Origin of the sequence: Cryobacterium sp. 10I1 (assembly GCF_035019805.1) — a bacterium.
GTDB classification, from domain to species: domain Bacteria; phylum Actinomycetota; class Actinomycetes; order Actinomycetales; family Microbacteriaceae; genus Cryobacterium; species Cryobacterium glucosi.
On record NZ_JASJVF010000087.1, the window covers coordinates 1 to 12,580 of the forward strand.

Below are 12,580 nucleotides of genomic sequence, written 5' to 3' on the forward strand. Positions count from 1 at the left end.
CCTCGATGCGGCGGGCCTGGTCCTCGATCTTGAACACCTTCTCGGCGTGCGGGTGGACGTCATGAGCGACCGGGCCGAGGGCAGCATCCGTGATCGTGCCGTCGCCGAGGCGGTGCCCCTGTGAGGGAGGGGCCAACGGGCGAATCCGCCGAGGTCGGAGCCGCTGTTTCAGGGCACCTTGCTCGATTCCCTTGCGCGATCGTGGGGGCGACGGGTACCGTGGCAGCTACGCCACCCGACGAGAGGAGCCGTCCCATGATTCAGTCCAAGATTTCCGCAGTGAACTGCCTCGCCGTCGGCCTCGTCGGCGTCTTCACCGCCTGACCGGCGCGAGTTTCCGTCACCGGTTCTGCGGTGGCGACGCCCTCGATGTCCGCACGCAGCCAGCGTTTTCCGCGCCCCGGGATCACTCCCGTTCCCTGACGTCGCACTCCTGGCGACGTCCCTTTTTGCGCCGCCTCGGCGGCCCCGCCGGTGCACTCGACGGATGCCTCCGCATCCGTTCTGGGCACCGCCACAGTGAGGCTCACTCTCATGACCACAACGCTGTCGACCACTGCCGGTCGCCACGACCACCCGCTGCACCCGCAGCCCGAACCGGACCCGCACTCCGGATCCGAACGCGCATCCGCTGACCGCAACCTGCGTCCCCTCGGCCGCATCGATCGCCTGGCGCTGCACCTCGGCGTCGCCCTGATCCGGTGGGGACGTCGGCCGCGCGTGCAGCGCCCGGTCGCCGCCGTCGACTGGGAGGCCGTCCGCCTCGTCCGCGAGGAACGCGAGCGGGCTCTCGAGCGCCAGCATGCGGACCTGCTGCGCTACCGGATGACCACGCCCTATCGGTGACCGGTGAAGCGGAATTCCGTCCCACGGAGTTTCGCTTCACCGGAACAATCGGGCGGTGTCAGTGGTTTGAGTTTGAATAGCTGCACCGCCCCACCATCTTGACCGCACTTCTCGACGGGACCTTCACATGGCTGAAATCGCCACCGCCACCACCACACACGAGAACACGAACCACGGTTCACCGGGGGCGGATGCCGCGGCATCCGCGGCCGAGGCTGCCCTCGGCGTGCGCAACCGCCTCGTCATCACCCTGCTCCTCATCTCCACCTTCGTCGTGATCCTGAACGAGACGATCATGGGCGTGGCGCTGCCGCGACTGATGGAAGACCTCAGCATCTCTGCGAGCGCAGCCCAGTGGCTCACGAGCGCGTTCATGCTCACGATGGCCGTGGTCATCCCGATCACGGGGTTCCTGCTGCAGCGCTACAACACGCGGCCGGTGTTCATCGCGGCGATGACCCTGTTCAGCACCGGAACGCTCATCGCAGCGCTCGCACCCGGGTTCACCGTGCTGCTCGTCGCCCGGGTGGTGCAGGCGACCGGAACGGCGATCATGTTCCCGCTGCTGCTCACGACCGTGATGACGCTCGTTCCGGCGGCGCACCTCGGCCGGATGATGGGCAACATCTCCATCGTGATCTCGGTCGCACCGGCGATCGGCCCGACGATTTCCGGGGCGATCCTGAGCGTGCTCGACTGGCGCTGGATGTTCATCCTCGTGCTGCCCATCGCGCTGACCGCGCTCGTCGTCGGCGGCATCCTGATGAAGAACGTCACGACGCCGACCAAGACCCCGATCGACGTGCTCTCGGTGATCCTCTCCGCGCTCGGCTTCGGTGGGCTCGTCTACGGGCTGAGCAACCTGGGCGCTGCGGGCGGCGGCATCGGTTCGGTGTCCGGCTGGTTGCCGCTCGCGGTCGGCGCGCTCGGCCTCACGGCGTTCATCCTGCGTCAGCTGTCCCTGCAGAAGCGCAACCGCGCCCTGCTCGACCTGCGCACCTTCCGCTCGCGCACCTTCACGTTCGCGATCGTGATGATGGCGATCAGCATGATGGCCCTGTTCGGCACCATCATCCTGCTGCCGATCTACATTCAGACCGTGCTCGGCCTCGACACGCTCACCACCGGGCTGATGCTGCTGCCCGGGGGGCTCGTGATGGGCCTGCTCGCGCCGCTCGTGGGACGGCTCTACGACCGGTCGGGCCCCACCCGGCTCCTCGTCACTGGCTCGGTGATCGTGAGCGCGGTGTTCTGGGGGATGACCCTGCTGAACGAGCACAGCGCGCCCTGGATGGTCGTCGCTGCGCACGTGACCCTGAGTCTCGGCCTCGCCCTGCTCTTCACTCCGCTGTTCACCGCGGGGCTGGCGGCTGTGCGCCCCGAGCTCTACTCGCACGGCAGCGCCATGGTTGGCACAATTCAGCAACTCGCCGGCGCGTTCGGCACCGCCCTGTTCGTGACGGTGATGGCCTCCGTCGCCGCGTCGCAGCTGGCCACCGGTGTGACCGCAGTGACCGCAACGAGCGCAGGGATCCACGCGGCCTTCCTCTGCGGCGCCGTGATCTCGCTGTTCGCGATCCCGGCGGCGTTCTTCATCCGCCGCACGCCGGCGGTCGAGGGCGCGGATGCCGACGCACCGGCCGGAGCGCACGGCCACTGACGCGCGCAGGCCCCTCCGGTGTAACGTCGTGGTAACGAAACTGGGGGGATCTTCGGCATGGCGTCTTCACTTCTTTCTTCACTTGATAAGCCCGATCAGCAGGCTGTTCCGCGGAAGGACTCGCGGTCGGAAACTGAGCCGCTCGTGCACATCAGCAACTTCCGGATGGACTTCGGCCGCACCACCGTGATCCGCGACCTGTCCTTCGACATCAACCGGGGCGAGACCTTCGGGTTCCTCGGGTCCAACGGATCCGGCAAGACCACCACCATCCGCGCGCTGCTCGGGATCTACCAGCCCACCGCCGGTCTGCTGCACATCAACGGGAAGCCGTTCAGCCCCGAGGACGGCGCCACCCTCGGCTACCTGCCCGAGGAACGCGGCCTGTACAAGAAGGAATCCGTCATCGACGTGATGACCTATTTCGGGCGCCTCAAGGGACTCAGCCGATCGAACGCGCACTCCTGGTCGCTGCAGTATCTCGAACGGGTCGCGCTGGCCGATAAGGCGAAGGTGCGGCTCGACAAACTGTCGGGCGGCCAGCAGCAGAAGGTGCAGCTCGGCGTCACGATCATGAACGACCCGGAGCTGCTCATCCTCGACGAGCCGACCAAGGGCTTCGACCCGGTCAACCGCAAACTTCTGATGGACATCATCGAAGACCAGAAACGCGCCGGCGCCACCGTGCTGATGGTCACCCACCAGATGGAAGAGGTCGAGCGCCTCTGCGACCGGATCGTGCTCCTGAAGAACGGTGAGGCCGAGGCATACGGCACCGTCGAAGACGTGCAGGACCAGTACGGCGGAACCGTGGTCCGGGTCCGCTACTCCGGCGAGATCCCCGACTCTCCGCACTACACGGTCACCCGGCGCGAGAGCAGCTACGCCGAACTGACCGTGACCGGCCCGATCGACGAGGCCGTCATCCTGCGCGAACTGATGGATGCGGGGGTGACCGTTCGCGAGTTCACCGCCGGTCGTCCTTCCCTCGACGACATTTTCGTCGCCGTCTATGGTGACCAGAACACCGGTGATCAGAACCCCGGCGACCAGAACGCCGGCGCTACTGCCGGTGAACGTAACGGAACGGCGGGGGAGTAGACCATGGCTCGGCACAATCTCGGCACCGTCGTCTCCTTCGAAGTGACCCGCACGCTCAAGAAGAAGCAGTTCTGGCTCACGACCCTGCTCGTGCCAGTGGTGATCGGCATCGTGATCGCGCTCATCGTGCTGTCCAACACCTCCACGGAGAGCAAGGTCGACTCGCAGAAGGACGCGACCCTCCGGTTCACCTACAGCGACGCATCCGGTTACATCGACCCGGCCATCGCCACCGCGTTCGGGGGCACCCTCGCCGCCGACCCCGACCAGGCGATCGCGGACGTGAAGTCGGGCGCATCGGCGGCCTACTTCTCCTACCCGGCCGAACCGACGAAGGAGGCCACCACGGTCTACGGCGCCGACGTCGGCATCTTCGACAACGGCAAGTACTCCTCGGTGGCGACCCAGTTGATGGTCGCCAGCGCCCAGGCGAAGATCGGCGACCAGACGTTGACCGGGCTGGCGCGGGGCTCCTTCCAGGTCGATGCGATCACCTATAAGGACGGCGCGGTCTCCGGCGGAATCCTCGGTGCCGTCGCCCCCCTGCTCTTCCTGCTGATCTTCTACGTCGTGATCGTGATGCTGGGCAACCAGATGCTCACGAGCACCCTCGAGGAGAAGGAGAACCGGGTCACCGAGATGATCCTGACCACCCTCAACCCGACGACCCTGATCATGGGCAAGATCATCTCCCTGTTCATCATCGGGATCGTGCAGATGCTCGTGTTCATCCTGCCGGTGCTGGTCGGCTACCTGTTCTTCCGCACCTCGCTGAGCCTGCCCGACGTCGACCTCTCCCAGCTCATCGTCAACCCCGGCCAGATGGTCGTCGGCGCCCTGCTCCTGATCGGTGGGTTCACCCTGTTCATGGGCACCCTCGTCGCAGCCGGGGCGATCATGCCCACCGCCAAGGAGGCCAGCCAGGTCTTCGGCATCGTGATGGCGCTCGTTTTCGTGCCCCTCTACGCGGTGTCGCTCGTGGTGTCCGATCCGCACGCGCTGATCGTGCAGCTCTTCACGTTCTTCCCGTATTCCGCGCCGGTGACGGCGATGCTCCGGAACGGACTGGGCTCGCTGAGCCCCCTGGAGTCCGGCATCGTCATCGCGGAACTCTTCCTGCTCGGCGGAATCGTGCTCCGGCTCGCGGTGCAGCTGTTCCGCTACGGCTCGGTCGAATACACCAAGCGGGTCTCGCTGCGTACCGTGTTCGCGCGCTCGCGGCGGTGAGCGCGGGAGTCGTTCCGTGCGGAGGGAAACGTGGCGCCGAGCATTCATGAGCTGTTCAGGAACGTTTCGCCGTCCCGTCAAGAACGACTTTTAGTCTCTCGGTGACCAGCACCGCGGCAACGAACTGCGCTCGCCGATGCGTGTGCGGCCTCTCGCTGCTGGTCAGACGGAGGAAAATTGATCACCCCACGCACCCTGATCACATCCCTGGCTGCCACGGCCGTGCTTGCGATCGGCCTCACCGGATGCTCCGGCACGGCCGCGAGCGGAACCGCCACCACCGATGCCGCAACAGCCACCAGCCTGAGCGCATTCGGCGACCTGCCGGCCCTCGAGAACGCAGCCAAGGCGGAAGGCAATCTCAACGTCATCGCCCTCCCTCGTGACTGGGCGAACTACGGCGCCGTGCTCGACGCGTTCTCGAAGAAGTACCCCGAGATCACGATCAACGAAGCCTCCCCGGACGGCTCGAGCGCCGAGGAAATCCAGGCGGCGGACACTCTGAAGGGGCAGGACACCGCGCCAGACGTCTTCGACCTGGGCCTGGCCGTAGCCCTGTCCAGTACCGACCGGTTCGCCCCGTACAAGGTGGCCACCTGGGCCGATATCCCCGACGCCCTCAAGGAAGCCACCGGGCTCTACACCGGCGACTACGGCGGATACCTGGCCGTCGGCTATGACCCCGACGCCGTCCCGGCGCCGACGCAGCTGAGCGACCTGCTCGGCGCAGCCTACAAGGGCAAGGTCGCCATCAACGGCGACCCGACCCAGGCCGGGGCCGCGTTCGCCGCCGTCGGGATGGCGACCGTGCAGAACGGTGGCACCGTCGACAACTTCCAGCCCGGAATCGACTTCTTCGCCAAGCTCAACGCCGCGGGCAACTTCGTCAAGATCGACCCGACCCCGGCCACGATCGCTTCCGGCGAGACCCCTGTCGTCTTCGACTGGGACTACCTCAATGTCGGCTACGGCACCAAGCTCGCCGGTCAGCGCAACTGGAAGGTCGTCGTGTTCCCGGGCACCGGCTACGCCGGGTACTACAACCAGGCCGTGAGCAAGGACGCCCCGCACCCCGCCGCAGCCCGGCTGTGGCAGGAGTTCCTCTACAGCGACGAAGGCCAGAACCTCTGGCTCGCCGGTGGTGCACGCCCTGCGCGTGCCGAAGCGATGACGGCCGCGGGCACCATCGACGCGGCACTGTTGGGCGCCCTTCCGACGGCCCCCACGGAGACCGTGGTCCCGACCAAAGAGCAGAGCGCAGCCGCGGCTACCCTGCTCGGCGCGACCTGGGCCGCCGCTGTCCAGTAGCACCCGCACAACGGCAGCAGCCTTCGGGCTGCTGCCGTTCGCGGTCTACGTGCTCCTCTTTCTCGCCCTGCCGACGCTGATCGCCGTCGGTACCGGATTCTTCGACAAGTCCGGCTCGTTCACCCTGGCGACGGTCGCGGCACTCGGTAACCCCGTGGTGCTCAACGCGTTCGCCAATTCCCTGTGGTTGTCCGCCCTCACCGCGGTGCTTGGCGCGTTGGTCGGCGCGATCGCGTGTTACGGGCTGCTCGGCGCACGTCCGGACGGGGCCCTCCGCACGGTGGTCGATTCGCTCAGCGGAGTCCTCGCCCAATTCGGCGGCGTGATGCTGGCCTTCGCGTTCGTCGCCACCATCGGCATCCAGGGCATGGTCACGCTCATCCTGCGCGACACCTTCGGCCTGGACATCTTCGCGGGCGGTGTCTGGCTCTATGAATTGCCCGGGCTGGTGCTGCCCTACCTCTACTTCCAGGTGCCGCTGATGATCATCACGTTCATGCCCGCTCTCCAGGCCCTCAAACCGACCTGGGCCGAGGCCAACGCCACCCTGGGCGGGAGCACCGCCTCCTACTGGCTGAGGATCGCCGGCCCGGTTCTCGCGCCCTCCTTCCTCGGCAGCCTCCTCTTGCTGTTCGCGAACGCGTTCTCGTCGTATGCGACCGCTGCGGCGCTCACGAGCCAGGGCTCCCAGATCGTGCCGCTGCAGATCCGGTCGGCGCTGACCAGCGAGACGGTGCTCGGCCGGGAGAACCTGGCCGGTGCGCTCGCCCTCGGGATGGTCGTGGTGATGGTGGTCGTCATGGCCGGCTATTCGGCCCTGCAATCGAGGGCCGCACGGTGGCAGCGGTGACCGGCCCGATCGTGCGGGAGGGCGTAGCGCACGCTCCTTCGCGCGCCGTGCGCGCCCTGATCCTGGGTGTGATCGGTTTCCTCTTCGTCATTCCGTTCGTGGCCATGGTCGAGTTCACCCTCCGCAAGGGACTGGCCGGTGGCCACGATTTCTCCCGCTGGAGCGCGCTGTTCCAGGGCGGTCTCACCGGGCCGTACCGCCAGGTGCTCGTTGCCGTCGGCAATTCGGTCGGCCTGGCCGTCGGAACGGTGCTGATCGTGCTCCTGCTGCTCGTGCCTACGATGCTGCTGGTGCACATCCGTTTTCCCCGGCTGCGACGCCTGCTGGAATTCGTCTGCATCCTGCCGATCAGCATCCCGGCGATCGTCCTCGTCGTCGGACTGGCGCCGGTCTACTCGGTGCTCTCCCGGCTCGCCGGCAGCGGAGTCTGGACGCTGTCCCTGGCATACGGCATCATCGTGCTGCCGTACGCCTACCGGGCGATCCAGGCCAACCTCGATGCCGTTGACGTGCGCACGCTGAGCGAGGCGGCCCGCACCCTGGGAGCAGGCTGGGGGAGCGTGCTGTTCCGCGTGCTTCTGCCCAACCTGCGCCGTGGCCTGCTGGCCGGCGCATTCATCGCGGTCGCCGTGGTCCTCGGCGAATTCACCATCGCGTCGCTGCTGAGCCGGGTGAACCTGCAGACCGCGCTCGTCGTGGTCAGCAAGGCCGACCCGTACACGGCCGTGATCCTGTCCCTGCTTTCGCTGATCCTCGCGTTCCTGCTGCTCCTTCTCATCGGCCGCCTGGGCGCCGAACGCACCCGCTCGCCACGACACCGCCCCATCGGAGGCAGGCAATGACCCGCAACACGAGCAACACCCCGCTGGACACGCCGACCGGGAGCACCGCGCCGGCTCCCTCCGGTCAGGCTGCTCAGACGGAGGTGTCGTCGAGCGCAGCCACGCACCGCCACGGAGCCGTCGTCGAATTCTCGGGCGTCACCAAGGATTTCGGGGGACACCGAGCCCTCGCCGGATTCGACCTCACCCTGCACGCCGGCGAGTTCGTGGCGCTTCTCGGCCCGAGCGGAAGCGGCAAGACCACGGCACTCCGGGCGCTCGCCGGTCTCGAATCGACGGATGCCGGCATCATCCTGGTCGACGGAGTCGACGTGTCCACCCTCCCGACGAGCCGGCGCGACATGGGCATGGTCTTTCAGGCCTACTCCCTGTTCCCGCATCTGAGCGCGGGCGAGAACGTCGAATTCGGGCTGCGGATGCGCGGGGTCGCCGCCGCGGCTCGCCGGCGTCGAGCCGGGGACGCCCTCGCCCTCGTCGGCCTTGCGGACCACTACGACAGGTTCGCCCACCAGCTGTCCGGCGGTCAGCAGCAGCGGGTCGCACTGGCCCGCGCCCTGGTCACCGAACCACGGGTGCTCCTGCTCGACGAGCCGCTCTCCGCTCTCGACGCCAAGGTGCGGGTGACCCTGCGCGAGGAGATCCGGCGGATCCAGACCGAGCTGGGCATCACGACCCTGTTCGTGACGCACGATCAGGATGAGGCGCTCGCGATCGCCGACCGGGTCGCAGTCATGCGCGACGGCCGGATCGAGCAGGTCGGTACCCCCGAAGACCTCTACTCCCGGCCGGTCTCGCCGTTCATCGCCGATTTCGTCGGCCTGAGCAACCAGCTGACGGGAATGGTGCGCAACGGATTCGCGGAGCTGTACGGAACCCGGTTGCCCCTTCTCGACCCGTCACAGGCGGACGGGACCGTACTCGTCGCGGTGCGGCCGGAAGACCTCGAGCTCGCCGCGGACGGGGTGGAGGGCGTCGTCACCGCTTCCAGCTTCCACGGGTCGCTTCGCCGCACCCGGGTGCGGTTCGCCGACGGCGCCGAGGTCTCGGTGCAGCACGGCGTGCGCGTGCACCCCGCTCCCGGCGACGCCGTGCGGGTGCGCTTCACCGGCGCTCCGGTCTCCGTCGCAGCGGCCGCGAACCCGGTGCAGGCCGGATCCCGGCCGTAATGGCTACGCAGCCGGGGCGGGCACGCGCACGGTGAGGCCGCCCGGGGAGATCCAGGTCTTGAACGCGATGGCCGACCCGAATTCGTCGCCGTCGAGCTCGATCTCTTCCGGCCGGTGCAGGCGCAGGACGAGCTCGGTTCCGGTCGCGTAGTTGAGGGCGTCGACGTCCTTCGTCCTCAACCGGCGCCCGAGTGGGGTGCGGCTGAGCACCCCGTTCTCCCAGATCACCTTGGAGACGATCTGCACCCAGCCGAGCACTCCCTTCGGCTTGAGCACGACGATGTCGAAGTGCCCGTCGTCGACGACCGCGTCGGGCAGCAACACGATCTCGGCAGGAAGCAAGCCGCAATTGCCGACCATGATCGTGTGGGCCCGCATGGACTGCGCGGGCTGTTTGTCAAGGCTGTACCGGAAGTGCAGGTCGTTCCGGTCCTGCCCCACGGCGACGAGGGCCTTCACGTAGGCCAGCCAGCCGACCTTCGCCTTGAGGTCGTCGTCGGTGTTGGCGAGCATCTTGGCATCGAGGCCGAGACCGGCCATGACCAGGTAGGCGTGCCGGTCGACCGTGCCGTCGGCGCGCCGGATGTCGATCATGCCCACGTCGATGGGGCGGTCGGTCCCGGTGAACGCCGAGCGGATCGACCCTGCGGCATCGTCGAGGGCGAGTTTGAGGTTGCGGGCGAGCAGGTTCCCGGTGCCAGAGGGCACCAGGACGAGCGCGCGATCGGTGCCGTGCACGACCTCGGCGACCGCGCGCACGGTGCCGTCGCCGCCCGCCACGATGATGACGGATGCGCCCGCCTCGATCGCCTGCCGGGCCGCGCCCTGTCCCGGGTCGTCTTCCGAGGTCTCGAACCAGAGCGTCTCCGGCCAGCCCGCGGCGGACTCTTCGGTCGCGACGGAGGCCTTGAGCGCGGGGAGGTCGACCTTGATCGGGTTGTAGACGACCGCGGCCAGGCGGGTCCGGGCGTCCGGGGCGGTTCCGTTTCCGGTCGCGTCGGGATCCGTCAGCTCTGTGTTTGTCATGGGGTGTCCTCCGGGTTCTGTGCGGGAAGCCTAGCGCCCCGCAGGCTCGGCGGTCACCGTCGTGCGACATCCGTCACCTGTAAGACGGTTCTTCGGCGGAATTGTCACGCCGATCGGCCAGAATTCCCTGAGCCTCTCTGTTCAGGGGGTGCGGTCAAGGTCCCGCGGGAGCCACCAGCCACGGGGCAGCGCTCCGGCCGACGCGAGGTCGAGCTCGCGTCGCCAGCCACGCTCCAGGCCGAACAGCACGGCGTAGGCGAGCAGCGGATCGTTGAGCTCGGCGACCTCGACCGTGGCCTTGCGTTGCGTGTACAGCGCGCCGGACGGGCTCTGCAGGAAGTTGATCCGGAGCTGCTCGGCGACCCGGATGTACTCCCGCAGGCCGAGCAGGTGCTCCCGGGCGAGGGCGCCCTTCCGGGTCAGAGGGTAGCGGGTCACGGCGAGCGTGAAGGCGCTGAAGGTGACGGCGGCGCTCGCCGCGCTCACCCAGAACAGCAACCAGGCCTGCGATTCGATGCCGTCGTAGGCGAGCTGGCGGGAGAGACCCCATTGCAGGGCGGTCGTCGCGATGACGCCCCAGGTCAGCAGGTCCCTGACGAAACCGTTCGGCACCCGCCGGTAGCCCTCCGCGAGGGACCGGCGCCAGCCGCGCAGGCTCAGTTGCCGGAATGCCGGTCGCAGCAGGCCGCCGCGCACGTCGAGGCGAACGGGTCGCATCGAGCGTTTGGCGGGACGTCTCTTCGTGCTGATGATGCGGGCGTCGCCGAAGACGGCGTTGAGCAGGTCCTTGTCGGCGTCGGTCAGGGTCGCCTCATTCACGTATTCGAACTCGTACCAGTGCCGGCCGGCGGGGGAGTTTGCGCCGTCGTTGCCGCCGTCGACCCTGCCGTCGGTCACGGGGCTCACCCGGAGCAGTCGCACGTTGCCGCGCACGGCGAGGTCGAGCAGGGAAGCCACGATCGACCGGCGGCTCCGGCCCAGGATGTGAGAGGCGAGCATGAGGTCGACGCCCGCCTGGGGCGTGCTCTCGGCGATGACGATGCCGCGACCGGAGGCATTCCGCCACACCGTGGCCCGGGCGAGGAGCCCGAGCAGGAGCAGCCCGACGCCCACCAGGATCGGCAGGAACGGCGCGAGCAGGCGCATCCACTCGAGTAGCGAGCGGTCGGAGGGCATGAAAGTGCCGTCGGCGAAGTGGAATTCCACCCAGACCGTGCCGAACGGCGGCAGCGTGGACAACACCCGGTTGTGGAAGACCGCCTGCCCGGGCTGGGCGAGGGGATCGTCGTCGGCGACCCGGTCGAATGAGGCGGTGCTGCCCAGGATGGCCCAGGCGACGCCCCAGCTCGGTTCTCCGGCCAAGTGCGCCGCGAGCGCTGTGTCCATGCGCACGGTCACGTCGACGCCGCCTATTCCCTGCAACCAGCGTTCGCCCGTCACGCTCCAGTTCAGGCTGTCTTCGAACGCGGTGTTCTGGGCGTCCTGGACATGATCGGTCAGCTCGGTCTGCACGTAACGGATCAGGAATCGGTGGTCGCCGACGAGTCGTGCGCCGGTGTCGGTGGAGATCTTCCAGGTGTCGCCGCTGCGGGTGACCGTGAACGGAACGGCGGTGCCCCCGGCATCCGTCACCGAGGTCACCGTGGTGTGTACGGTATGGCCGCGGCTCTCGGCGACCAGGTAGCGGGTGATGCCGGTAGCCGTGGAGTCGGAGCCGAAGATTCCGTCGACGGTCTCAAGCACGCTCGCCCGCGAGTGGCCCTGCGCGTCTGCGTCGAGCGTGTAGTCGACGGAGAGGTTGCGGATCAGGAACTCGTCTGCGGAGGTCTTGGCCGGGTGCAGGTACTCGTCGAGGGTGTCGGGCGGGGTGAGGTCCTTGCCGAGCAGCATGGCCAGCCCGGCCAGGGTGATGAGCAGGCACACCGCGCGGAGGATCAGCCGCTTGCGACCGATGCCGATCGCATCCGCCCAACGATCGAGGCGTTCCAGGCGCCGGCCGAATACGGCGACGAAACCGGATGCCTGTGGTGCCGCCGGCGCCGGTGGGCCTGCGTTGTGCGCTGGGCTGGAGCTGGAGTCGGCCATCCCGCCAGCCTACGGGCGGTTCGGGAACGCCTCGCCCGCGCCCGTATTGTCAGGGCCGCCATCGCTCCACTGGATAGTGCCCGACATCCTCGGCGTGCTGATGTGGGCCTGGTCCGTCTGGACGGGAATCGCGTTGATCCGGCTCGGGCTGCGGACCCCGCGGGTATAGCGTGGCGCTATGCCCACCCTGCCACCCATCGATCGGGTCAGTGCGGACGATCTGATGTCGCTCGCCACCGAACGAGGATCCTCGCCCATGCAGGTCGGAGCGGTGCTGTTTCTCGATACTCGTGCGGGCCTCGACACAGAGGTGGCCCTCGGCGTGCTCGCCGACCGCATCCGCCGGGTGCCGCGGCTGCGGCAAAGTCTGATCGACGTGCCCATCGGATGCGGCCGGCCGATTACACCCCGCCGGACCTCGTGACCGTGCCCGTGCCGCACGTCTGGGAACCGCAGCTCCGCCGGGAGG

The 12,580-nt window shown here is 68.1% G+C and carries 11 protein-coding genes; 9 read left to right on the top strand and 2 right to left on the bottom strand.

Going from position 1 to position 12,580, the window contains the following annotated elements; translation table 11 throughout:
- Window positions 1–534: 534 nt before the first annotated feature.
- The 8 genes from QN345_RS09515 to QN345_RS09550 all read left to right on the top strand — a co-directional run bounded on the left by QN345_RS09515 (window position 535) and on the right by QN345_RS09550 (window position 9,000).
- A complete protein-coding gene (locus QN345_RS09515; protein WP_134445961.1) occupies window positions 535–846 on the top strand; it encodes a hypothetical protein in 312 nt (103 codons plus the stop codon).
- Window positions 847–973: 127 nt separating this feature from the next.
- Window positions 974–2,506, top strand: coding sequence for an MDR family MFS transporter (locus tag QN345_RS09520; RefSeq protein WP_322140926.1), 1,533 nt, complete (start codon window positions 974–976; stop codon window positions 2,504–2,506).
- 165 nt (window positions 2,507–2,671) lie between these two features.
- A complete protein-coding gene (locus QN345_RS09525; protein ID WP_134446017.1) occupies window positions 2,672–3,607 on the top strand; it encodes an ABC transporter ATP-binding protein in 936 nt (311 codons plus the stop codon).
- A 3-nt stretch (window positions 3,608–3,610) separates the two neighbouring features.
- Window positions 3,611–4,834, top strand: coding sequence for an ABC transporter permease (locus tag QN345_RS09530; RefSeq protein ID WP_134561471.1), 1,224 nt, complete (start codon window positions 3,611–3,613; stop codon window positions 4,832–4,834).
- Window positions 4,835–5,011: 177 nt separating this feature from the next.
- A complete protein-coding gene (locus QN345_RS09535; protein ID WP_322135336.1) occupies window positions 5,012–6,142 on the top strand; it encodes an ABC transporter substrate-binding protein in 1,131 nt (376 codons plus the stop codon).
- A gap of 49 nt (window positions 6,143–6,191) precedes the next feature.
- Window positions 6,192–6,992, top strand: coding sequence for an ABC transporter permease (locus QN345_RS09540; protein WP_370294624.1), 801 nt, complete (start codon window positions 6,192–6,194; stop codon window positions 6,990–6,992).
- Window positions 6,989–7,834, top strand: a complete 846-nt coding sequence (locus QN345_RS09545; protein WP_241975406.1) for an ABC transporter permease — start codon at window positions 6,989–6,991, stop codon at window positions 7,832–7,834. The genes QN345_RS09540 and QN345_RS09545 overlap by 4 nt, the downstream gene beginning before the upstream one ends.
- Window positions 7,831–9,000 carry an ABC transporter ATP-binding protein gene (locus QN345_RS09550; protein ID WP_322135337.1) on the top strand — a complete coding sequence of 390 codons (1,170 nt, stop codon included), beginning with the start codon at window positions 7,831–7,833 and terminating at the stop codon, window positions 8,998–9,000. The genes QN345_RS09545 and QN345_RS09550 overlap by 4 nt, the downstream gene beginning before the upstream one ends.
- 3 nt (window positions 9,001–9,003) lie before the next feature.
- Here QN345_RS09550 and QN345_RS09555 read toward each other — a convergent pair whose 3' ends face one another.
- Together QN345_RS09555 and QN345_RS09560 are read right to left on the bottom strand one after the other, a co-directional pair.
- Entirely contained in the window at window positions 9,004–10,026 is a 1,023-nt protein-coding gene (locus QN345_RS09555) for a diacylglycerol/lipid kinase family protein (RefSeq protein WP_322188238.1), read from the bottom strand.
- Window positions 10,027–10,167: 141 nt separating this feature from the next.
- Window positions 10,168–12,111, bottom strand: a complete 1,944-nt coding sequence (locus QN345_RS09560) for a DUF2207 family protein (RefSeq protein ID WP_322135339.1) — start codon at window positions 12,109–12,111, stop codon at window positions 10,168–10,170.
- 178 nt (window positions 12,112–12,289) lie between these two features.
- Between QN345_RS09560 and QN345_RS09565 the strand changes: the two genes are divergently transcribed.
- A complete protein-coding gene (locus tag QN345_RS09565) occupies window positions 12,290–12,535 on the top strand; it encodes a hypothetical protein (RefSeq protein WP_323508604.1) in 246 nt (81 codons plus the stop codon).
- Window positions 12,536–12,580 lie beyond the last annotated feature (45 nt).